Origin of the sequence: Cupriavidus consociatus (genome assembly GCF_017814975.1) — a bacterium.
GTDB classification, from domain to species: domain Bacteria; phylum Pseudomonadota; class Gammaproteobacteria; order Burkholderiales; family Burkholderiaceae; genus Cupriavidus; species Cupriavidus consociatus.
The window spans coordinates 161,677-183,166 of the sequence record NZ_JAGIQA010000001.1; the positions used below are offsets into that span (position 1 = coordinate 161,677).

A 21,490-nucleotide genomic window follows, 5' to 3' on the forward strand; every position below is an offset into this window, starting at 1 on the left:
GATTCAGTTCTTCTTGTAGCGGGTCTTATGTTCGCATTGCGTCGGTGGGTGCGTCGGTCGGTGACTGGTGGGATTACGGTGGGCGCGCTCGCGCTGGGCCTGATGGCCGCGCCGGCATCGGCGGAAGTGGTGGTGATCCTCAATTCGGGTGATGCAACCGTCACGCTGATCGACAAGGACACGCAAAAGGTGCTTGAGACTTTCCCGATCGGGAAGGAGCCGCACCACCTCATCGCGACCCCCGACGACAAGTCGCTGATCGTCGCCAACGCGGTCGGCAACGACCTCGTGTTCCTGGACCCGGTCACCGGCAAGGTGCAGCAGCGCGTTCCCAATATCGACGACCCTTACCAGATCGGCTTCTCGCCCGACCAGAAGTGGTTCGTCGCCACCGGCAACCGGCTTGACCGCGTCGATGTCTACCGCTGGGACGGCAAGGCGCTGAAATTGGCCAAGCAATATCCGCTGGCCAAGACGCCCAGCCATATCGCCTTTACCGCAGACAGCCGCATCGCCTTTATCACGCTGCAGGACTCCAATGAGGTCACCGCGATCGACCTGATCACGCAGAACGTGTTGTGGCGCATGGAGGCCGGCTCCGCGCCGGCCGGCATCTGGGTGACGCCGGACCAGAAATACCTGCTGGTCGGCATGACGGGGGCGGACTATATTGCCGTGATCGACTGGCGCACCCGCACCGTGGTCAAGCAGATCCAGACCGGCAAGGGCGCGCATAACTTCCGCGCGGTGGGAGACAAGCGCCACCTGTTCCTGAGCAATCGCGTGACCGGAAGCATCAGCATCATCGACCAGCAGACGCTCGCCAAGATCGGCGACATCACGGGCCTGCCGCCCGGGCCGGACGACATGGAGCTGACCGCCGACGGCAAGACGTTGTGGGTGACGTTCCGCTGGGCGCGCTCGGTCGGGCTGATCGACGTGCCGAGCCGCAAGCTGGTCAAGACCGTGCGCGTCGGCCGCTCGCCGCACGGCATCTACTTCCGCACGCGCGCGCCGCTGTATTAAACGGGTCGGGGCAGGATCATGCGCGGTACCAAGGCTACACTTTCCAGACGATTCGGACGATTCGGACGATTCGGCAGGATGCTGGTGGGGGCCGCGCTTGCATGCGCCTTGCCCTCCGCGCTGCAAGCGGCCGATCCAACCCCGGTCGCGGCAAAAGCCTGCCCGGCCGGCACGCTCTACCTGACCTTCGATACCGGCAGCATGAGCCAGGCCCAGCTGATCGCCGACATGCTGCGCCGCCACAGGATCCGCGCGACCTTCTTCCTGGCCAATGAACCCACGGTGCGGCAGGACAGCTCGCTCGACCCGTCCTGGGCGCCGTACTGGAAGACGTTGGCCGCTGATGGCCATGCCTTCGGCACGCATACCTTCGACCATGTCTACCTGCGCGGCGTGCGCGCCGGCCAGGTAACCATGCGGCCGCAGTTCGGCGCGCAGGCCGGCAAGGACACGGTGATGGATGCTGCCGGCTTCTGCCGCGAACTGCGCCGCAGCGCCGACGCCTTCCGCGGCATGACCGGTGCCGAGATGGTGCCGCTCTGGCGCGCCCCGGGCGGCCGCACCGCGCCGCAGACGCTGCAATGGGCCGAGCAGTGCGGCTTCCGCCACGTCGGCTGGACGCCGGCCGGCTTCCTGGGCGATGAGTTGGCGTCGGATCGCTACCCGAATGCGATGCTGCTGGAGCGCGCGCTCGACAAGCTGCGCGATGGCGACATCACCATGGCGCACCTGGGCATCTGGTCGCGCAAGGACCCGTGGGCGCCGGGCGTGCTGGAGCCGCTGCTGTCCGGGCTGGAGCGCAAGGGCTTCTGCTTCGCGACGCTGCGCGAGCATCCGGCCTACCGCGACTGGATCGCCCGGCATGCCATCGGACAACAGGAGGGCAGGCGGTAATGTTTGATACGCTCAACGGCTGGATCGGACAGATCGAAGGCGCGCTGTTCCAGGACGTGGTGCTGCCGGTGGTCTATGACCTCGGGTTTGGCCGCTATGCCGAAGAGGCCTTCACCGGCACCGAGTGGCTGCTGGTAGGGCTGGTGCAGATCGCGGTGATGTTCCTGATCCTGGGGCCGCTGGAAAAATGGCGTCCGGTCGAGCCGGTGGCCGACCGCGCGGCGATCCGCACCGACATGCTCTATACGGCGATCCATCGCCTCGGGCTGTTCCGCCTCGCCATGTTCTTCCTGCTGGCGCCGCTGACGGACTCGCTCGAAGGACATCTGCACCTGATGGGCTGGCAGCGGATCAATGTCGAGGACTGGTGGCCGGGCGTGACCTCGGTGCCGCTGGTCAGCTTCTTCGTCTACCTGCTGCTGTTCGACCTGCTGGACTACTGGTACCACCGCCTGTCGCATACGTTCCGCTGGTGGTGGCACTTGCACGCGGTGCACCACAGCCAGCGCCAGATGACGCTGTGGAGCGACAACCGCAATCACCTGCTGGACGACATGCTGCGCGACCTGGTGTTTGCGCTGGTGGCGCTGGGCGTGGGCGTCGAGCCATCGCAATATGTGCTGCTGGTGGCCCTGTCGCAATTGCTGCAAAGCCTGCAGCATGCCAACGTGCGGTTGCATTTCGGCACCCTCGGCGAACGCCTGCTGATCTCGCCGCGCTTCCACCGCACCCACCATGCCGTCGGCATCGGCCATGAAGCCGACGGCGCCCCGGCGCGGCTGGGCGGCTGCAACTACGGCGTGATCTTTCCCTGGTGGGACATGCTGTTCGGCACCGCGGTCTTCACCGAGTCCTACCACCCCACTGGTATCCGCGACCAGCTGCCGCCGCCGCTGGGCAAGGGCCACGACTACGGCTCCGGCTTTCTCGCCCACCAGTGGTACGGCATCAAGCGCCTGCTGCGGCTGCGCTGAAGCGAAGCCCTACCGCGTGGCGCCGCGGCCCGCGGGCGGCGGCAAGTGGCGTATGCTAGTGTTCCGGTTTGCCGCCGGCGCCGGCTTCAACGCCGGCTGTAATCGCCTTCCACCGCATAACCGCCGAGTCCACGCTCGGACCCACGCTGCATGAACGATATCTTCCGCTCGTTTGGCCGCGCGCTCGTCAGCCAGCTGCATCCCCGCATGCTGCTGCTGACCGTGCTGCCTTTCGTCCTGGCCACGCTCTTCTGGGGCGGGCTGCTCTGGTGGGGCTGGGATCCCATCATGACCGCCACGCGCGGTTTTCTCGAGACCTCGGTGCTGACCAGCTGGATCTACAGCGCACTGGACTGGCTCAGCCTGCAGTCGATGCGGGCCGTGGTGGCGCCGCTGTTCGTCGCCGCGCTGGCGGTGCCGCTGGTGATCGCATCGATGCTGATGTTTATCGGCGTGTTCTCGGTGCCGGCCGTGGTGCGCCACCTGGAGCGCAACTACCCGGACTTGTCCAAGGCCCACGGCGGCAGCGTGCTCGGCAGCGTGTTCCAGTCCCTGGGCAGCACTGTCGTGTTCCTGTTGCTGGTGCTGGTGACACTGCCGCTGTGGCTGGTGCCGCCGTTCTTCGCACTGATCCCCCCGGTGCTGTGGGGCTGGCTCACCTACAGGGTGATGACCTATGACGCGCTGTCCGACCATGCCAGCGCGGAAGAGCGCAAGACGCTGATGCGGCGCCACCGCACGCCGCTGCTGGTGATCGGCGTGGCGGTCGGCCTGCTGGGCTCGGCGCCGACTCTGCTGTGGGTGTCGTCCGCGGCGGTGATCTTCCTGTTCCCGTTCGTGCTGGCAGGCACGCTGTGGCTGTATGTGCTGATCTTTATCTTTTCGGCGCTGTGGTTCGGCCACTTCTGCCTGCGCGCGCTGGCGCAGCTGCGCGCCGAGCGTGCCGCACCACCGCCGGCACCGCAGCCAGCCGGCCCGTCCGCGGGTGGCGACATCATCGACCTGGCGCCCTCCGATGTGCGGCGCATCGAACATTCCTGAAGCGAGGGCAACATGGGTTTCGGCCTGATCATCATTGGCGACGAGATTCTGTCGGGGCGACGCGAAGACAAGCATCTGCGCCGCACCATTGAACTGCTGGGCACGCGCGGCCTTGCGCTGGACTGGGCGCAGTATGTCGGCGACGACCGCGGCCGCATCACCGCCACGCTCAAGCGCACCTTTGCCGGAACAGACGTGGTGTTCTGCACCGGAGGCATCGGTGCAACGCCCGACGACCATACACGCCAGTGCGCGGCCGCGGCGCTCGGCGTGCCGCTGCAACTGCATCCCGAGGCGCGCGAGCAGATCGCACTGCGCATTGCCGAGACCGCAGGCGGCGATCCCGTCAAGGCCGACCTGAACCAGCCGGAAAACCAGCACCGATTCAAGATGGGCGAGTTCCCCGAAGGCGCGCGCATCATCCCCAACAGCTACAACCGCATCCCGGGCTTTTCCGTGGGGCATCACCACTTCATGCCCGGCTTCCCGGTGATGGCATGGCCGATGATGGAGTGGGTGCTCGACCATGAGTATGCGCACCTGTTCCACCAGGTGCAGCATCAGGAACGCGCCTTCTATGTGTTCGAGGCACCCGAGTCCACGCTGACCCCGCTGATGGAGAAGGTCGAAGCCGCCTTTGACGGTATCCGCGTGTTCAGCCTGCCTTCGGTCGGCGACGTGCAGCGCGGCGACCGCTTTGCACGCCGGCATATCGACCTGGGCGTCAAGGGCCCGGCCGATCTGGTAGCTCCCGCCTACGCCATGCTGCTGGAGGGGGTGCGCGCGATGGGGTTTGAGGTTGTCGAGCAGCCGGCGCGGGAGTCCGCGCAGGCCTGAGCGTTCGCGGCGGCAGTACACAAGCAAAAAGGGGCAGCCAGGCTGCCCCTTCGTCATGCTGGCGCGGCGACGCTCAGGCGCCGTGCCACGGCAGTCCGCGCACGCACCAGCCCTCGACCGTCTTGCGGTGATGATGCTCGTCGCGGTTGCCCTCGAAGCCTTCCAGCACGTCCATGGCGAAGTGGTAGCCGGCATCGGTCGCCACGCGCGCGGCGTGCTTGGAGCGGGCCGCGCTGCGGCACAGGAACAGCACCGGCACATCGGCCGGCACGCGCGCCTTCAGTTCCTCGATGAAGCGGGCGTTCTGCGCGCCGCCGGGATAGGACATCCATTCGACATGGGCGAACTGCGCGTCGGGCACATCGACGCCGCCGACCCAGTCCAGCTCGGCCTGCGTGCGCACGTCGACCAGCACCGCCGCGGGATCGTTCTGCAGCAGGGCAAAGGCTTCCTGCGGCGACAGCGCACCGAAGTACGGGAGCTGGTTCTGTTGCTGGCGCTGCTGGGCGGCCTGGAGGAGATCGTCTCGGGTGGTCATCTGCGTGACAAATGAAATGGGTGAAATAGGGGCGCAAAGGCCGTAACCCGGTATTCTATAGCGCCACGGCAACCCGGCGGCCGCAACACGCGCCAGCGCTGGCTGGTTGGCGCCACGCCCGGGCAAGAAAGGACCGTTTTTGGTGCTGACGCACTAATGCGGTGCGATTGCTTGCTCATTGCACCATTGTGGTGTTTTATTGGTGGGCAGTCTGTGAACGTGCATGTCTATGGTGCGCCACTCGGGCTCGCTGTGGCGCGACGATCCGGATCGCGCCCACCCCGCGACGGTGCGCGGTTCGCCGGAGTTGCACATTTTTCGGGCCGGGGGAAGCAGTGGGGCGTTTGCTTGGCACGCTTTCTGCTAACATTCCTCCGTCCTTTCGTGGCGAGGTCGGCAAGCGCGGCGACATGCAGCGGCGCCGCCGGCGACAGGCCCAAGAATTGGCTTTCTCAGACATTTGCCGAATACCCAGGAGATTGGCATGGCCCACAGCGTTGCAGACGTGATGAAGCTGGTGAAGGAAAACGACGTCAAGTTCGTCGACTTCCGTTTCACCGATACCAAAGGCAAGGAGCAACACGTGTCCGTGCCCGTGTCGCACTTCGATGAAGACAAGTTCGAAAGCGGCCACGCTTTCGACGGCTCGTCGATCGCCGGCTGGAAGGGTATCGAAGCTTCGGACATGCTGCTGATGCCGGATTCGAACACGGCTCACATCGACCCGTTCTATGAAGAGCCGACGCTGGTGCTGTCGTGCGACGTGATCGAGCCGTCGGATGGCAAGGGCTATGACCGCGACCCGCGTTCGATCGCCAAGCGCGCCGAAGCCTACCTGAAGAGCACCGGCCTGGGCGACACCGCCTTCTTCGGTCCGGAACCCGAATTCTTCATCTTCGACGGCGTGACCTGGAACGTCGACATGCAAGGCTGCTTCGTGAAGATCCATTCCGAAGAAGCCCCGTGGTCGTCGGGCAAGGAGTTCGAGCACGGCAACGCCGGCCACCGTCCGGGCAAGAAGGGCGGCTATTTCCCGGTTGCCCCGATCGACACCTTCCAGGACATGCGTTCGGAAATGTGCCTGATCCTGGAATCGCTGGGCATTCCCGTTGAAGTCCACCACCACGAAGTGGCTGGCCAGGGCCAGAACGAAATCGGCACCAAGTTCAGCACGCTGGTGCAGCGCGCCGACTGGACCCAGTTGCAGAAGTACGTGATCCAGAACGTTGCCCACACCTACGGCAAGACCGCTACGTTCATGCCGAAGCCGGTCGTTGGCGACAACGGCTCGGGCATGCACGTGCACCAGTCCGTGTGGAAGGACGGCCAGAACCTGTTCGCTGGCAACGGCTATGCCGGCCTGTCGGAATTCGCGCTGTACTACATCGGCGGCATCATCAAGCACGCCCGCGCGCTGAATGCCATCACCAACCCGGGCACGAACTCGTACAAGCGCCTGGTGCCGGGCTTTGAGGCTCCGGTCAAGCTGGCCTACTCGGCCCGCAACCGTTCGGCTTCGATCCGTATCCCGTATGTGGCCAACCCGAAGGGCCGCCGCATCGAGACCCGCTTCCCGGATCCGCTGATGAACCCGTACCTGGGCTTCTCGGCGCTGCTGATGGCCGGCCTGGACGGCGTGATGAACAAGATCCACCCGGGCGAAGCTGCCGACAAGAACCTGTATGACCTGCCGCCGGAAGAGGATGCAAAGATCCCGACCGTCTGCTCGAGCCTGGATCAGTCGCTGGAGTACCTGGACAACGACCGCGAGTTCCTGACCCGCGGCGGCGTGTTCTCGAACTCGATGATCGATGCGTACATCGAACTGAAGATGGAAGAAGTCACGCGTTTCCGCATGACCACGCACCCGGTCGAGTTCGAAATGTACTACTCGCTGTAAGCGGCCCTTGCCCGGAAATGACGCAGGTTGTGACCGGGCAACAGTTGCACCAGAAAGGGGCGGCTTCGGCTGTCCCTTTTTGCTTTGCTCGCTAGAATGGGGAATCCGATTCCATCCCGATCCATCCCTGTTCACACCTGACGCCATGTCCATGGACGCTTCTTCGCGCAAGGCCAGCCAGGCCGCGCCGCTGCACCAATTTCGTGTTCGCTTCCCTGTTCTGGTGAGTGCCGTGGCATTGACGCTGGGTGCCTGGGTCGTGCCGTCGCAGGCGCAGTCGTCTTCCGACGTCTACGTTTGCACCGGACCCAACGGCGTTCCCGAATATCGCAATGGCAATGCCGGCAAGGGGTGCAAGAAGCTCAACCTGCCGGACGTGGTGACCGTGCCTGGCGGACGTATCGCACCGGCGCCGGCCAAGGGCGGTGCGGCAACGGCCAGCAACACCAGCTTCCCGCGCGTGGACAGTGCCACGCAGCGCAGCCGCGACAGCGAGCGCCGGACCGTGCTCACGCAGGAACTGCAGGCCGAAGAGGCCAAGCTGCAGGCGCTGCGCGCCGAATACAACAACGGTCAGCCCGAGCGCCAGGGCAACGAGCGCAACTATCAGAAATACCTCGATCGCACCGCGGCGCTGCGCGACGACATCGCGCGCAGCGAGGCCAACGCGGCATCGCTGCGGCGCGAGCTTGGCAACCTGAAGGACTAAGTCTTATGCGTCGCCTGATTCGCGGTGTGTCGCGCAAGGTCGGCGGTGCCGACAGTGACCGTGGCGAGACCTCCGCACCGGACCTCGTGCAATCGGGCGGCGGCGCCCAGGTGTTGCCCATGGGTGTGGTGGGCTGCCATGCCGGTCTCGACGTGGTCGCCAACCCGGTGCTGCTGGTGCGGCAGCCCGGCCTGCGCGTGGTCTACGCCAATCCCGCCGCCGAGGCGACCTTCGGTGTGTCGCGCCGGGGCATGGTGGAGCTGTCGCTGCCGGACCTGTTCGGCCACTCGGACGAGCTGCACAACATGCTCGACACCGTGGTCGCGCGCCAGTTCGACGTGCGCCGGCAGGACCTGGTGCTGCAGCCGCCGCTGCAGGAACCCATCCATGCGCACGTAGTGATTGCTGCATTGGACGCGTCCGGCGACACTGTCGTGGTGGAGATCCTCCCCAACGAGCAGAAGGTGCGCAGCGACCGCGAGGAGCGCATCCTCGACCTGACCTCGGCCAACAAGGAACTGATCCGCAACCTGGCGCACGAGATCAAGAACCCGCTCGGCGGCATCCGCGGCGCCGCGCAGCTGCTGGAGTTCGAGCTGCCGGAGCGTTCGCTGCGCGAATACACGCAGGTCATCATCAAGGAGTCGGACCGGCTGCAGACGCTGGTGGATCGGCTGCTCGAGCCGCACCGCCATCCGCATATCGTGTCGAGCCTGAATATCCACGAGGTGCTCGAGCGCGTGCGCTCGGTGGTGCTGGCCGAGTTTCCCAACGGCCTGGAGATCGTGCGCGACTACGACGCCAGCCTGCCCGAGCTGCAAGGCGACATGGAGCAACTGATCCAGGCGGTGCTCAACATCGTGCACAACGCCGCGCAGGCGCTGGCCGATCGCATTGCGCGCGGCGATGCGCAGATCGTGCTGCGCACGCGCGTGGCGCGCCAGGTCACCATCGCCAAGCGCCTGTTCAAGCTGGCATTGGACTTGCATGTGATCGACAACGGCCCGGGAATCCCCGAAGACATTCGCGAGCGCATCTTCTATCCGCTGGTATCGGGTAGGGATGGCGGCAGCGGTCTCGGTCTCACACTCGCTCAAACCTTCGTGCAGCAGCACGAGGGCTTGATCGAATGCGAGAGCCGGCCGGGCTGTACCGACTTCCGCATCCTGCTGCCATTGCACTAGCTGTCCGCGAGCGATCGCGCTGCAGTGCCGGGCATGCGGAAGACCAAATGACACCGAGCAGACAAGCGACGCACATGAAGCCGATCTGGATAGTCGACGACGATCAATCAATCCGCTGGGTCCTGGAAAAGGCCCTTGCCCGTGAAAGCCTGCTCTCGCGCAGCTTCACCAATGTGCGAGACGTGCTGGCCGCGCTGGAGGAAGACCAGCCGCAGGTGCTGATTTCCGATATCCGCATGCCCGGCGGTTCCGGGCTGGACCTGCTGCAGGCCATCAAGGCGCGGCATCCGGGTTTGCCGGTCATCGTGATGACGGCTTACTCGGACCTGGACAGCGCGGTGGCGGCGTTCCAGGGCGGTGCCTTCGAATACCTGGCCAAGCCGTTCGATGTCGACAAGGCGGTCGAGCTGATCCGCCGCGCGCTGGAAGAAAGCCTGCGCGAAGAGGAGATGGACGACCGGCTGGTCGACGCACCGGAGATCCTCGGCCAGGCGCCGGCGATGCAGGACGTGTTCCGCGCCATCGGCCGGCTGTCGCAGTCGAACGTGACGGTGATGATCACCGGCGAGTCCGGCACCGGCAAGGAGCTGGTGGCGTGTGCGCTGCACAAGCACAGCCCGCGTGCCAACGGCCCGTTCATCGCGCTCAACACCGCGGCCATTCCCAAGGACCTGCTCGAGTCCGAACTGTTCGGCCACGAGCGCGGCGCCTTCACCGGCGCGCAGACCATGCGCCGCGGCCGCTTCGAGCAGGCCGAGGGCGGCACGCTGTTCCTCGACGAAATCGGCGACATGCCGTTCGACCTGCAGACCCGCCTGCTGCGCGTGCTGTCCGACGGCAACTTCTATCGCGTCGGCGGCCACAACCCGTTGCGCGCCAATGTGCGGGTCATCGCCGCCACGCACCAGAACCTGGAGCTGCGCGTCAAGGAAGGCCTGTTCCGCGAGGACTTGTTCCACCGCCTGAACGTGATCCGGCTGCGCCTGCCGCCGCTGCGCGAGCGGCCCGAGGACATCACGCTGCTGGCGCGCCATTTCCTGCAGAAGAGCGCCAAGGAGCTGGGTGTCGAGCCCAAGCGCATGTCGGACGAAGCGCTGGCCTATGTCAGCACGCTGCCGTTCCCCGGCAACGTGCGCCAGCTCGAGAACCTGTGCAACTGGCTCACGGTGATGGCGCCGGCGCAGACCATCGAGGTCAAGGACCTGCCGCGCGAGATGCTGGAGGCCGGCACCAGCGAGCCGATCAATGCGCCGCGGCCCGAGCGCGTGGTCGAGACGCGTGCCGCCGAGTACGAAACGGGTCATGAGCTGGCCGACTACGGCGGCTTTGCGATGCCGGTGGCGGAGGCGGATACGGCGACCGTGGTGCGGCCGGCGCCGGCTGTCAGCGCCGCGCCGGCCGGCACCACCGCCGGCTGGGAACACCTGCTGGCCGGCGAAGCGCGCGCCATGCTCGAGGCCGGGCAGCCGGAGGTCATGGATGTGCTGACGCGCCGGTTCGAGAAGGCGGTGCTGGAGGCCGCGCTCGGTGTCACGCGCGGGCGCCGGGTCGAGGCCGCGACCCGGCTGGGCATCGGGCGCAATACCATTACCCGCAAGCTGCAGGAATTGGGATTCGACTGAGCGGCCGAAAGGCAACAACAAGACGGCCGGGCAATGCCCGGCCGTCTTGCCTTCTTGCGCTTTTTGCGTTCTGCCTTGGGTGGTGCTCAGCCGCGCGCCTGCACCAGCCGCTGCGCCATTTCCGCGAACCCTTCGCCGCCTGCCGCCGCGGTGATATAAGCCGGCGGCACAGGCAGCTGCGGCAGGATATCCCGCACATTGGCCACCCCCACCGACAGCGGAAAATGCGCGAACATGCTGGCATCGTTGGCCGAATCACCGATAAACAGCCATTCATCCCGGCGTGCATCCAGGTCTTCCCCCAGCAACTCCTCTACGCACAGCTTGCTCATCGACAGCTTGTCATGCTGTCCGAACCAGCCGTTGACATGGATGGAACTGACCGTGGCGGTCATGCCTGCCTCGCGCATCAAGGCGGCGATACGGGCCACCGCTTCCTGCGGTAATGGCGGCACGTCTTCGGCATGGTCGATCGCAAGGTCGGCGGCGTGCCAGGCCTGGTCCGACGCTAGTGCGCTGCCCGGCACCTCGAGCAGGATGCGCTGGCCAAGCGCATGGATGCGCTCGAGGTTGCGCGCGCGGGTGGGCGCGTCGTCCAGGAAGCGGGTATGCAGCCGGCCATCAAGCAAGTGCGAATAGAAGGCACCGTTCTCGCCGATGATCGCGTCCACCGGCCACAGGCGGGTCAGGATCTCGGCCCACGCAATGCAGCGCCCAGTCACAGGGATAACGTGCAGTCCTGCCTGGCGCAGCCCGTCGAGCGCCAGATAGGTGGAGGCGGGCAGCCGCCCATCGGTAGTCAGCGTGCCGTCGATATCGGTCAGCACGCCGCGCACGCGCTGCAGCGCGGAATTAGAGAGCTTGTTCAGGGATTGCATGGCGGGCCATTGTAATCGGCATCCTGCCGCCTTCGTCGGTGATATCGCTTATTGCGTTGCAAAAACGGCGGGGATCCGTGAAGTTGCTGATTTGCTTGCCCGGGTGCGACCGGCGTAACATGCCGCTGTCACAAAAAAATCACATGCTGTCGGGTTTCCGCCCGACCAGAAACAAGTGAGACCAAGGAGAGCCACCCATGTCCGTATCCCGTACCGTGCTTAAACTTGCCGTGCTGGCCGCCCTGACCGGGGCCGGCAGCGCTCAGGCCGCCGTTGAAATCCAGTGGTGGCACGCCATGCAAGGCGCCCTGAACGACAAGGTGAACGAGATCGCCAACAAGTTCAACGCCAGCCAGTCCGAGTACAAGGTGGTGCCGGTCAACAAGGGCAACTACGACGAAACCATGGCGGCCGGCATCGCCGCCTTCCGCGCCGGCGGCGCGCCGGCCATCCTGCAGGTCTTCGAAGTCGGCACCGCCACCATGATGAGTGCCAAGGGCGCGATCAAGCCGGTGTCGACGGTAATGAAGGATGCCGGCGAAAAGTTCGACCAGAAGGCCTACATCCCGGCGGTGGCGGGCTACTACACCTCGTCCAAGGGCGAGATGCTGTCGTTCCCGTTCAACAGCTCGACCACGGTCTTCTACTACAACAAGGATGCCTTCAAGAAGGCCGGCCTGGACCCGGAGAAGGCGCCCAAGACCTGGCCCGAGGTGATGCAGTACTCGGCCAAGCTGAAGGCATCGGGCACCAACTGCGCGTACACCACCGACTGGCAGGGCTGGGTCCACCTGGAAAGCTTCTCGGCCTGGCACAACACGCTGTATGCCACCAAGAACAACGGCTTTGGCGGCACCGACACGCGGCTGGTCTTCAACAGCCCGCTGCACGTCAAGCACATCACCAACCTGCAGGACATGGTGAAGAAGGGCTACTTCAGCTATGGCGGCCGCAAGGCGGAATCGCAGGCCAAATTCTATAACGGCGAGTGCGCGATGTTCACCGGCTCGTCGGCCTCGCTGGCCAATATCCGCAAGAACGCCAAGTTCGCGTTCGCGGTGGCCCAGTTGCCGTACTACCCGGAGGTGCAGGGCGCCCCGCAGAACACCATCATCGGCGGCGCCTCGCTGTGGGTGATGGGCGGCAAGAAGCCGGACGAGTACAAGGGCGTGGCCAAGTTCTTCAACTTCCTGTCGCGTCCGGAGATCCAGTCAGACTGGCACCAGGCCACCGGCTACCTGCCGGTGACCATGGCCGCCTACGAGATGACCAGGAAGTCCGGCTACTACGACAAGAACCCGGGTGCCGATGTGTCGGTGCAGCAGATGGTGGTCAAGACCACCGACAAGTCGCGCGGCGTGCGCCTGGGCAACATGGTGCAGATCCGCACCGTGGTGGACGAGGAACTGGAAGCCGTCTGGGCTGGCAAGAAGGAGCCCAAGGCAGCGCTGGACTCGGCCGTGGCCCGTGGCAATGATCTGCTGGAGCGCTTCCAGAAGACCGCGCGCGAATAAGCGCGGCCTGAAAGCAAGCTGACAAGAAAGGGCGGGCGGCGGCGAAACCTCCGCCCGCTTGCATTGTGGCCGGCCACACCGGGCCAGCCGCAGCGCCGTACCTAGAACGATGCCGCAACCCGCGGCATCCGCCGGAATCCGTTCATGGAAAAACGCGTCGTTTTCCGCTCGCCGTGGCTCCCGTATCTGCTGGTCTTGCCGCAGATTGCGATCACGCTGATCTTCTTTTTCCTGCCCGCGGGGCAGGCGCTGTACCAGTCGATGCTGCAGCAGGATGCCTTCGGCATCAACCTGGAGTTCGTCGGCCTCGACAACTTCCGCATGCTGTGGAACGACCCGCTGTATGTGGAGTCGTTCCAGACCACCGCGATCTTCGCCATCGGCGTCACCGTGGTGGGCCTGACCACCGCGCTCGCGCTGGCCTATTTTGCCGACCGCGTGATCCGCGCCGCGGTCGGCTACAAGACCTTGCTGATCTGGCCGTACGCGGTCGCGCCGGCGGTGGCGGGCGTACTGTGGATGTTCATGTTCAACCCGACGCTGGGCGTGGTCTCGTACGCACTGCGCAAGATGGGCGTGGAATGGAACTTCCTGCTCAACGGCAACCAGGCGCTGCTGCTGGTGGTGCTCGCCGCGGCATGGAAGCAGATCAGCTACAACTTCCTGTTCTTCCTGGCCGGGTTGCAGAGCATCCCCCGCTCGCTGATCGAAGCCGCGGCCATCGACGGCGCGGGGCCGTGGCGCCGCTTCTGGTCGATCATCTTCCCGCTGCTGTCCCCGACCACCTTCTTCCTGATGGTGATCAACGTGGTCTATGCGTTCTTCGATACCTTCGCGATCATCGACGCAGTCACGCACGGCGGGCCGTTCAACTCGACCAATACGCTGGTGTACAAGGTCTTCCATGACGGCTTCCGCGGCATGGATATCGGTGGCTCGGCCGCGCAGTCGGTGGTGCTGATGGTGATCGTGATCGCGCTGACCGTGGTGCAGTTCCGCTACGTGGAACGCAAGGTCCAGTACTGACGGAGGCAGCCATGGTAGAACGACGTCCTTTCCTTGATTTCCTGACCCACGCGGTGCTGATCCTCGGCATCGTGGTGGTGGTGTTCCCGGTGTACCTGACCTTCGTCGCGTCGACGCTGACCGCGGAAGAAGTGCTGGACGCACCGATGACGCTGATGCCCGGCAGCCACCTGATCGAGAACTATCGCACTGTGCTGTTCCAGGGCGTGGGCGAGGCGGCTTCGCCGGTCTCGACCATGATGAAGAACAGCCTGATCATGGCGCTCGGCATCGCGCTGGGCAAGATCGCGATCTCGATCATCTCGGCCTTTGCCATCGTCTATTTCAAGTTCCCGCTGCGCAAGACCTTCTTCTGGCTGATCTTCATCACGCTGATGCTGCCGGTGGAGGTGCGGATCCTGCCGACCTACAAGGTCGTGTCGGACCTTGGGCTGCTCGACAGCTACTTCGGCCTGACCATTCCGATCATCGCGTCAGCGACGGCGACCTTCCTGTTCCGCCAGTTTTTCCTGACCATTCCCGATGAGCTGGCGGAAGCCGCGCGCATCGATGGCGCCGGGCCGCTGCGCTTTTTCTGGGACGTGGTGCTGCCGCTGTCGCGCACCAGCATCGCCGCGCTGTTCGTGATCCAGTTCATCTATGGCTGGAACCAGTATCTGTGGCCGCTACTGATCACCACGCAGAAGTCGATGACGCCGGTGGTGGTGGGCGTCACGCAGATGATCTCGCGCTCGGGCGATGCCGCCACCGACTGGAACCTGGTGATGGCCACCGTGATGCTGGCGATGATCCCGCCGGCGGTGGTGGTGGTGCTGATGCAGAAGTGGTTCGTCAAGGGCCTGGTCGAAACCGAAAAATAAGCGGAACAACAAGGCGTGGCGCGCTACCCGCGCGCGCGCAGGACAACAGCAATGGCAAAACTGTCGCTTCGCAACGTTCAGAAAACCTACGCCGGCGGTACCCAGGTAGTGCACGGCATCGACATGGAAATCGCCGACGGCGAGTTCATCGTCATCGTCGGCCCGTCGGGCTGCGGCAAGTCAACGCTGCTGCGCATGGTGGCGGGGCTGGAAACCGTCACCGGCGGCGAGATCCATATCGGCGACAAGGTCGTCAACAACCTGGAGCCGGCCGAGCGCGACATCGCCATGGTGTTCCAGAACTACGCGCTCTACCCGCACATGAGCGTGTACGACAACATGGCCTACGGCCTGAAGATCCGCGGCATGGCCAAGGCCGAGATCCAGCAGCGCGTGGAGCATGCCGCCGGCATCCTGGAGCTGTCGCCGCTGCTGGACCGCAAGCCGCGCCAGCTGTCGGGCGGGCAGCGCCAGCGCGTGGCCATGGGCCGGGCGATCGTGCGCGAGCCGGCGGTGTTCCTGTTTGACGAGCCACTGTCCAACCTCGACGCCAAGCTGCGCGTGCAGATGCGGCTGGAACTGAAGGAGCTGCATCGCCGCCTCGGCACCACCAGCCTGTACGTGACGCACGACCAGGTCGAGGCGATGACGCTGGCGGATCGCATGATGGTGCTCAACGCGGGCCGCGTGGAGCAGATCGGCACGCCGCTGCAAGTCTATTCAAAACCGGCAAGCACCTTCGTGGCTGGCTTTATCGGTTCGCCGCCGATGAACCTGATCCCGGTGGTGCGCAACGGCGCCGGCAATGGTGGCGCGCAGATGCGGGTGGTGGCGAAGGAGGGCGGCGACAGCCCCACCGCAACGCTCGGCCACCTGCCGATGGGGCTGCACTTGCCCGAACAGGCGTTGCTTGGGCTGAGGCCGGAACATATCGAGCCGTGCGCCTCGCACGAGGCCATCGCCGAAGTCGATGTACGCGTGGTGGAGGCGCTCGGTGCCGACTCGTTCGCGTACGGCTCGCTCGGCGGCCAGCCGGTGGTGGTGCGGCTGGAGAGCCATGCCCGGGTGAGCGCGGGCGATCGCCTGCCTGTGACCTCGTCGCCCGACCACCTCCATTTCTTCGCACCGGATACCGGCAAGCGTATCGAGGCCTGACATGCCAGCCACCGCAGACACCCAGTCCTGGCCGTACCCGCGCCATATCGCGCACCGTGGCGCAGGCAAGCTGGCACCCGAGAATACGCTCGGCGCATTCCGCCACGGCGCCGGCTTCGGGTATCGGATGTTCGAATTCGACGTCAAGCTGTCCGCCGACGGCAAGCCGGTGCTGATGCACGACGCGACGCTCGACCGCACCACCAGCGGCAAAGGCAGGGTCGATGCGCTGACACTGGGCGAGCTGGCGCTGCTCGATGCCGGCAGCTGGCACAGCCCTGGCTGGGCCGGCGAGCCGGTGCCGACGCTGGCCGCCATCGCCCGCTATACGCAGGCCAACGGCTTCCTGGTCAATATCGAGATCAAGCCGGTGCCGGGCACCGAAGCGCGCACCGGCGCGGCGGTCGCGCTCGATGCCGCGGCGCTGTGGGCCGGCGCCGCGGTGCCGCCGCTGCTGTCGTCGTTCTCGGAAGAGGCTCTGACTGCGGCAGCGCGCGTGGCGCCCGACCTGCCGCGGGCGCTGCTGCTCGACAAGCTGCCGGGCGACTGGCTCGAGCGGCTGCGCCGGCTCGGCTGCGTGGCACTCGATGCGAATTACCGCGAGCTGGACGAGGGTGTCATTGCAGCCGCGCACGCGGCCGGCCGCCGCGTCCTCAGCTATACCGTGAACGATCCCGCAAAGGCCGTGCAACTGCTGGGCTGGGGACTGGACGGGCTGATCACCGATGCCGTCGACCAAATAGAGCCGCGCCTCTGATTGTTGCGCGGCTGTTGCTAAAACGCCGAGGGCGAGGCGAATTGTCGTGCGATGAAGTTTCGCATCGCGAAAAGTCCACATTGCTTAAAAGCAAACGTGCTATGCTTACCGCCGTGAAGACTTAAGGTCCTTCCCCGCACAACTTGCCCTTTCGGGCCTTGTGAGGAAGCCAGCACATCCGGCACCCCAGCGGTGCCGTTTGCGTAGGGCCCTCAGTTGGGTTCCCAAGAGTTGTTTGCAATCCGCTAACCGGTCAAGCCGTGTCGCGGAAGGTTGAATAACCCGCTGAACTCCGGCATACCCGGAGAAAAGTGAGCGTCCCATGATGCAGCAGTACCAGAGCAATTCGTACCTCTTCGGCGGTAACGCCCCGTATGTCGAAGAACTGTACGAAGCCTACCTCCAGAATCCCGCCTCGGTTCCCGACAACTGGCGTTCGTACTTCGACGCCATGCAGAACGTTCCCGCCGTTGACGGCTCGAACGGCCGGGATGTCGCCCACGCTCCCATCGTTGCCTCGTTCGCCGAGCGCGCCAAGCAAGGCCCCATCAAGACCATCGTTGCCTCGGCCGATTCCGACATGGGCCGCAAGCGCGTCGCTGCCACCCAGCTGATCGCCGCCTACCGCAACATCGGTTCGCACTGGGCCGACCTGGACCCGCTCAAGCGCCAGGAGCGTCCGCCCCTGCCGGATCTGGACCCCGCGTTCTACGGTTTTTCCGAAGCTGACCTCGACATCGTCTTCAATGCCAGCAATACGTACTTTGGCAAGGAGTCGATGAGCCTGCGCGAGCTGCTGAACAACCTGCGCGAAACCTACTGCGGCACCATCGGCGCCGAATTCATGTACGTGAGCGACCAGGCGCAAAAGCGCTGGTGGCAGGAGCGCCTGGAAACCACGCGTTCCAAGCCGGTCTTCACGCTGGAGAAGAAGAAGCACATCCTCGACCGCCTGACCGCGGCCGAAGGCCTGGAGCGCTTCCTCCACACCAAGTACGTCGGCCAGAAGCGCTTCTCGCTGGAAGGCGGCGAGAGCTTCATCGCCGCGATGGACGAACTGATCCAGCACGCCGGCACCAAGGGTGTGCAGGAAATCGTGATCGGCATGGCCCACCGCGGCCGCCTGAACGTGCTGGTCAACACCCTGGGCAAGATGCCCGCGGACCTGTTCGCCGAATTCGAAGGCAAGCACGTCGACGACCTGCCGGCCGGTGACGTCAAGTACCACAAGGGCTTCTCGAGCGATGTCTCGACCGAGGGCGGCCCGGTCCACCTGTCGCTGGCGTTCAACCCGTCGCACCTGGAAATCGTCAACCCGGTGGTCGAAGGCTCGGCCAAGGCCCGCCAGGAACGCCGCGGCGAAGTCGGCCACAAGGAAGTGCTGCCGGTGCAGGTGCATGGCGACGCCGCCTTTGCCGGCCAGGGCGTGGTCATGGAGACGCTGAACCTCGCGCAGACCCGCGGCTACGGCACGGGCGGCACGATGCACATCGTCATCAACAACCAGATCGGCTTCACCACCTCCGACCCGCGCGACGCCCGCTCGACGCTGTACTGCACGGACGTGGTCAAGATGATCGAGGCCCCGGTGCTGCACGTGAACGGCGACGATCCCGAAGCCGTCGTGTATGCCATGCAGCTGGCCGTTGATTTCCGCATGGAATTCAACAAGGACGTCGTGGTCGACATCATCTGCTTCCGCAAGCTGGGCCACAACGAGCAGGACACCCCCGCGGTCACGCAGCCGCTGATGTACAAGAAGATCAGCCAGCATCCCGGCACGCGCAAGCTGTACGCCGACAAGCTGGCCGCGCAGAACCTGGTTGCTGCCAGCTTCGGCGACGAGAAGGTCAAGGAATACCGTGCCGCGATGGACGCCGGCAAGCATACCGCCGACCCTGTCCTGTCGAACTTCAAGAACAAGTTCGCCGTGGACTGGATGCCGTTCCTGAACCGCAAGTGGACCGACGCGGCCGACACCGCCGTGCCGGTGACCGAACTGAAGCGCCTGGCCGAACGCATCACCACCACGCCCGAAACGCTGAAGCTGCACCCGCTGGTGGAGAAGGTCGTCAAGGATCGCGCCAACATGGGTCGTGGCGACCAGCCGCTGGACTGGGGCATGGGCGAGCACCTGGCCTTCGCCTCGCTGGTGTCGTCGGGCTACCCGGTGCGCATCACCGGCCAGGACGCCGGCCGCGGCACCTTCACCCACCGCCACGCCGTGCTGCACGACCAGGCGCGCGAGCGCTGGGATGCCGGCTCGTATGTGCCGCTGCAGAACGTGTCGGAAAACCAGGCACCGTTCACGGTGATCGACTCGGTGCTGTCGGAAGAAGCCGTGCTCGGCTTCGAATACGGCTACTCCGCAGCCGAGCCGAACGCGCTGGTGATCTGGGAAGCCCAGTTCGGCGACTTCGTCAACGGCGCCCAGGTGGTGATCGACCAGTTCATCTCGTCGGGTGAAGTGAAGTGGGGCCGCGCCTCGGGCCTGACCCTGATGCTGCCGCACGGCTACGAAGGCCAGGGTCCCGAACACAGCTCGGCTCGTATCGAGCGTTTCCTGCAGCTCTGCGCGGACCACAACATGCAGGTCTGCCAGCCGACCACGCCGGCCCAGATCTTCCACCTGCTGCGCCGCCAGATGATCCGCCTGTTCCGCAAGCCGCTGGTGATCATGACGCCGAAGTCGCTGCTGCGTAACAAGGACGCCGTGTCGCCGCTGTCCGACCTGGCCAAGGGCCATTTCGAGACGGTCATCGCCGACCAGGAAGAACTGAACGCCAGCAAGGTCAAGCGCGTCATCATGTGCTCCGGCAAGGTCTACTATGACCTGGTCAACACACGCAAGGAACGCGAGGCCAACGACACCGCGATCATCCGCCTGGAACAGCTGTACCCGTTCCCGCACAAGGCCATCGCCGCGGAGCTGAAGAAGTATCCGACCGCCACCGAAATCGTGTGGTGCCAGGACGAGCCGCAGAACCAGGGCGCCTGGTTCTTCGTGCAGCACTACATCATGGAAAACATGACGGATGGCCAGAAGCTCGGTTATGCCGGTCGTCCTGCCTCGGCTTCGCCGGCGGTGGGCTACTACGCAAAGCACAACGAGCAACAGAAGGCGCTGCTGGAGGCTGCCTTCGCCAAGCTCAAGGGCTTTGTTCTGACCAAGTAATCCGTGGCAGCCACGGCGACGCGCGCAGGTGCGCCGTGGCTTGCCATATCAAGACAACACGCATAACACGAGGAATTCACAACCATGGCTATTGTTGACGTCAAGGTTCCGCAGCTGTCCGAATCGGTCGCCGAAGCGACCATGCTCAACTGGAAGAAGAAGCCGGGCGAAGCCGTTGCTCAGGACGAAATCCTGATCGAAATCGAAACCGACAAGGTCGTGCTGGAAGTACCGGCCCCGTCGGCTGGCGTCCTGTCGATTATCGTCAAGAACGACGGCGACACCGTCGTGGCCGATGAAATCATCGCCAAGATCGATACCGAAGCCACCGCTGGCGCCGCTGCCCCCGCAGCCGCTGCGCCGGCTCCGGCTGCTGCCGCCCCGGCACCGGCCGCTGCCGCCGCTCCGGCCGCCGCCGGCGCCGTGGCCATGCCGTCGGCTGCCAAGCTGATGGCCGAAGCTGGCCTGTCGGCTGGCCAGGTTGCCGGCACCGGCAAGGACGGCCGCATCACCAAGGGCGACGCGATTGCCGCTGCCGCTGCTCCGGCCGCCAAGGCCGCCCCGGCCCCGGCCGCGGCCAAGCCGGCGCTGCAGCAGGTTTCCACTCCGGTCGACTTCGCCGCGCTGGGCGACCGTCCGGAAGAGCGCGTGCCGATGAGCCGCCTGCGCGCCCGTATCGCCGAGCGCCTGCTGCAGTCGCAAGCGACCAACGCCATCCTCACCACCTTCAATGAAGTCAACATGAAGCCGGTGATGGACCTGCGCAACAAGTACAAGGACCGCTTCGAGAAGGAGCACGGCGTGAAGCTGGGCTTCATGTCGTTCTTCGTCAAGGCTGCGGTGCATGCGCTGAAGAAGTTCCCGCTGATCAATGCTTCGATCGACGGCAACGACATCGTCTACCACGGCTACTTCGACATCGGTATCGCGGTGGGCTCGCCGCGTGGCCTGGTGGTGCCGATCCTGCGCAACGCCGACCAGATGAGCCTGGCCGACATCGAGAAGAAGATCGCCGAGTTCGGCGTCAAGGCCCGTGACGGCAAGCTGTCGCTGGAAGAGCTGAGCGGCGGTACCTTCTCGATCTCCAACGGTGGCGTGTTCGGCTCGATGCTGTCGACCCCGATCATCAACCCGCCGCAATCGGCCATCCTGGGCGTGCACGCCACCAAGGATCGCCCGGTGGTGGAAGATGGCCAGATCGTGATCCGCCCGATGAACTACCTTGCCATGTCCTACGACCACCGCATCATCGACGGCCGCGAAGCCGTGCTGGGCCTGGTCGCCATGAAGGACGCGCTGGAAGATCCGGCCCGCCTGCTGCTGGACCTGTAATCGACGGTCCCCCGCGCGCGTTGGTTGGTGCCGACGCGCGCGGCGCGCATCTCCAGATTTGATCGCGC

The 21,490-nt window shown here is 65.1% G+C and carries 17 protein-coding genes and 2 pseudogenes; 17 read left to right on the forward strand and 2 right to left on the reverse strand.

Annotated features, from left to right (window positions below; translation table 11 throughout):
* Window positions 1–27 precede the first annotated feature (27 nt).
* The 5 genes from J8I82_RS00730 to J8I82_RS00750 all read left to right on the forward strand — a co-directional run bounded on the left by J8I82_RS00730 (window position 28) and on the right by J8I82_RS00750 (window position 4,772).
* Window positions 28–1,026, forward strand: coding sequence for a YVTN family beta-propeller repeat protein (locus J8I82_RS00730; protein ID WP_209753818.1), 999 nt, complete (start codon window positions 28–30; stop codon window positions 1,024–1,026).
* An 18-nt stretch (window positions 1,027–1,044) separates the two neighbouring features.
* Entirely contained in the window at window positions 1,045–1,920 is an 876-nt protein-coding gene (locus J8I82_RS00735) for a polysaccharide deacetylase family protein (protein ID WP_245179270.1), read from the forward strand.
* Complete coding sequence (locus tag J8I82_RS00740) at window positions 1,920–2,894, forward strand: sterol desaturase family protein (protein ID WP_209753819.1); 975 nt, start codon at window positions 1,920–1,922, stop codon at window positions 2,892–2,894. Before J8I82_RS00735 ends, J8I82_RS00740 begins: the two co-directional genes overlap by 1 nt.
* A gap of 150 nt (window positions 2,895–3,044) precedes the next feature.
* On the forward strand, window positions 3,045–3,935 hold the full coding sequence (locus J8I82_RS00745; protein WP_209753820.1) for an EI24 domain-containing protein: 891 nt from the start codon (window positions 3,045–3,047) through the stop codon (window positions 3,933–3,935).
* 12 nt (window positions 3,936–3,947) lie between these two features.
* On the forward strand, window positions 3,948–4,772 hold the full coding sequence (locus J8I82_RS00750) for a competence/damage-inducible protein A (RefSeq protein WP_209753821.1): 825 nt from the start codon (window positions 3,948–3,950) through the stop codon (window positions 4,770–4,772).
* A 73-nt stretch (window positions 4,773–4,845) separates the two neighbouring features.
* Here the strand turns inward: J8I82_RS00750 and J8I82_RS00755 are convergent, their stop codons facing one another.
* Complete coding sequence (locus tag J8I82_RS00755; protein WP_209753822.1) at window positions 4,846–5,310, reverse strand: rhodanese-like domain-containing protein; 465 nt, start codon at window positions 5,308–5,310, stop codon at window positions 4,846–4,848.
* A gap of 484 nt (window positions 5,311–5,794) precedes the next feature.
* Here J8I82_RS00755 and J8I82_RS00760 point away from each other — a divergent pair, with 484 nt between their 5' ends.
* From J8I82_RS00760 to J8I82_RS39965, 5 genes and pseudogenes are all read left to right on the forward strand, one after another.
* Complete coding sequence (locus J8I82_RS00760) at window positions 5,795–7,210, forward strand: 3-hydroxylaminophenol mutase (protein ID WP_063238097.1); 1,416 nt, start codon at window positions 5,795–5,797, stop codon at window positions 7,208–7,210.
* 151 nt (window positions 7,211–7,361) lie between these two features.
* Entirely contained in the window at window positions 7,362–7,919 is a 558-nt protein-coding gene (locus J8I82_RS00765) for a DUF4124 domain-containing protein (RefSeq protein ID WP_209753823.1), read from the forward strand.
* Between the two features lie 5 nt (window positions 7,920–7,924).
* A complete protein-coding gene (gene glnL, locus J8I82_RS00770) occupies window positions 7,925–9,103 on the forward strand; it encodes a nitrogen regulation protein NR(II) (RefSeq protein WP_209753824.1) in 1,179 nt (392 codons plus the stop codon).
* A 74-nt stretch (window positions 9,104–9,177) separates the two neighbouring features.
* Window positions 9,178–10,315, forward strand: a pseudogene (gene ntrC, locus J8I82_RS00775) (nitrogen regulation protein NR(I)); the annotation flags it as partial.
* A gap of 167 nt (window positions 10,316–10,482) precedes the next feature.
* Window positions 10,483–10,725: pseudogene (locus tag J8I82_RS39965) on the forward strand (helix-turn-helix domain-containing protein); the annotation flags it as partial.
* 86 nt (window positions 10,726–10,811) lie between these two features.
* On the opposite strand, the gene J8I82_RS00780 reads toward J8I82_RS39965, so the two are convergent.
* Window positions 10,812–11,603, reverse strand: a complete 792-nt coding sequence (locus J8I82_RS00780) for an HAD-IIB family hydrolase (protein ID WP_209753826.1) — start codon at window positions 11,601–11,603, stop codon at window positions 10,812–10,814.
* Window positions 11,604–11,800: 197 nt separating this feature from the next.
* Here J8I82_RS00780 and ugpB point away from each other — a divergent pair, with 197 nt between their 5' ends.
* The 7 genes from ugpB to odhB all read left to right on the forward strand — a co-directional run bounded on the left by ugpB (window position 11,801) and on the right by odhB (window position 21,422).
* Window positions 11,801–13,117: a sn-glycerol-3-phosphate ABC transporter substrate-binding protein UgpB gene (gene ugpB / locus J8I82_RS00785; protein WP_209753827.1), complete on the forward strand. Its 1,317-nt coding sequence runs from the start codon at window positions 11,801–11,803 to the stop codon at window positions 13,115–13,117.
* 144 nt (window positions 13,118–13,261) lie between these two features.
* Complete coding sequence (gene ugpA / locus J8I82_RS00790; RefSeq protein WP_029046178.1) at window positions 13,262–14,143, forward strand: sn-glycerol-3-phosphate ABC transporter permease UgpA; 882 nt, start codon at window positions 13,262–13,264, stop codon at window positions 14,141–14,143.
* 11 nt (window positions 14,144–14,154) lie between these two features.
* A complete protein-coding gene (gene ugpE / locus J8I82_RS00795; protein WP_209753828.1) occupies window positions 14,155–15,003 on the forward strand; it encodes a sn-glycerol-3-phosphate ABC transporter permease UgpE in 849 nt (282 codons plus the stop codon).
* 51 nt (window positions 15,004–15,054) lie between these two features.
* Entirely contained in the window at window positions 15,055–16,158 is a 1,104-nt protein-coding gene (locus J8I82_RS00800; RefSeq protein ID WP_209753829.1) for a sn-glycerol-3-phosphate import ATP-binding protein UgpC, read from the forward strand.
* A 1-nt stretch (window position 16,159) separates the two neighbouring features.
* Window positions 16,160–16,915 (forward strand): glycerophosphodiester phosphodiesterase, encoded by a 756-nt coding sequence (gene ugpQ, locus J8I82_RS00805; RefSeq protein ID WP_209753830.1) that lies wholly within the window; start codon window positions 16,160–16,162, stop codon window positions 16,913–16,915.
* Between the two features lie 322 nt (window positions 16,916–17,237).
* Window positions 17,238–20,090, forward strand: coding sequence for a 2-oxoglutarate dehydrogenase E1 component (locus J8I82_RS00810; RefSeq protein ID WP_209753831.1), 2,853 nt, complete (start codon window positions 17,238–17,240; stop codon window positions 20,088–20,090).
* Between the two features lie 84 nt (window positions 20,091–20,174).
* Window positions 20,175–21,422, forward strand: a complete 1,248-nt coding sequence (gene odhB, locus J8I82_RS00815; protein WP_209753832.1) for a 2-oxoglutarate dehydrogenase complex dihydrolipoyllysine-residue succinyltransferase — start codon at window positions 20,175–20,177, stop codon at window positions 21,420–21,422.
* Window positions 21,423–21,490: the final 68 nt, after the last annotated feature.

What these genes read in the sequence shown, in the direction of transcription:
- ugpQ (WP_209753830.1), top strand. Translation starts at nt 16,160, where the DNA reads ATGCCAGCCACCGCAGACACCCAGTCCTGGCCGTACCCGCGCCATATC.
- J8I82_RS00740 (WP_209753819.1), top strand. Translation starts at nt 1,920, where the DNA reads ATGTTTGATACGCTCAACGGCTGGATCGGACAGATCGAAGGCGCGCTG.
- ugpA (WP_029046178.1), top strand. Translation starts at nt 13,262, where the DNA reads ATGGAAAAACGCGTCGTTTTCCGCTCGCCGTGGCTCCCGTATCTGCTG.
- J8I82_RS00750 (WP_209753821.1), top strand. Translation starts at nt 3,948, where the DNA reads ATGGGTTTCGGCCTGATCATCATTGGCGACGAGATTCTGTCGGGGCGA.
- J8I82_RS00810 (WP_209753831.1), top strand. Translation starts at nt 17,238, where the DNA reads ATGATGCAGCAGTACCAGAGCAATTCGTACCTCTTCGGCGGTAACGCC.
- ugpB (WP_209753827.1), top strand. Translation starts at nt 11,801, where the DNA reads ATGTCCGTATCCCGTACCGTGCTTAAACTTGCCGTGCTGGCCGCCCTG.
- J8I82_RS00735 (WP_245179270.1), top strand. Translation starts at nt 1,045, where the DNA reads ATGCGCGGTACCAAGGCTACACTTTCCAGACGATTCGGACGATTCGGA.
- J8I82_RS00780 (WP_209753826.1), bottom strand. Translation starts at nt 11,603, where the DNA reads ATGCAATCCCTGAACAAGCTCTCTAATTCCGCGCTGCAGCGCGTGCGC.
- J8I82_RS00765 (WP_209753823.1), top strand. Translation starts at nt 7,362, where the DNA reads ATGGACGCTTCTTCGCGCAAGGCCAGCCAGGCCGCGCCGCTGCACCAA.
- ugpE (WP_209753828.1), top strand. Translation starts at nt 14,155, where the DNA reads ATGGTAGAACGACGTCCTTTCCTTGATTTCCTGACCCACGCGGTGCTG.
- glnL (WP_209753824.1), top strand. Translation starts at nt 7,925, where the DNA reads ATGCGTCGCCTGATTCGCGGTGTGTCGCGCAAGGTCGGCGGTGCCGAC.
- J8I82_RS00800 (WP_209753829.1), top strand. Translation starts at nt 15,055, where the DNA reads ATGGCAAAACTGTCGCTTCGCAACGTTCAGAAAACCTACGCCGGCGGT.
- J8I82_RS00745 (WP_209753820.1), top strand. Translation starts at nt 3,045, where the DNA reads ATGAACGATATCTTCCGCTCGTTTGGCCGCGCGCTCGTCAGCCAGCTG.
- odhB (WP_209753832.1), top strand. Translation starts at nt 20,175, where the DNA reads ATGGCTATTGTTGACGTCAAGGTTCCGCAGCTGTCCGAATCGGTCGCC.
- J8I82_RS00760 (WP_063238097.1), top strand. Translation starts at nt 5,795, where the DNA reads ATGGCCCACAGCGTTGCAGACGTGATGAAGCTGGTGAAGGAAAACGAC.
- J8I82_RS00755 (WP_209753822.1), bottom strand. Translation starts at nt 5,310, where the DNA reads ATGACCACCCGAGACGATCTCCTCCAGGCCGCCCAGCAGCGCCAGCAA.
- J8I82_RS00730 (WP_209753818.1), top strand. Translation starts at nt 28, where the DNA reads ATGTTCGCATTGCGTCGGTGGGTGCGTCGGTCGGTGACTGGTGGGATT.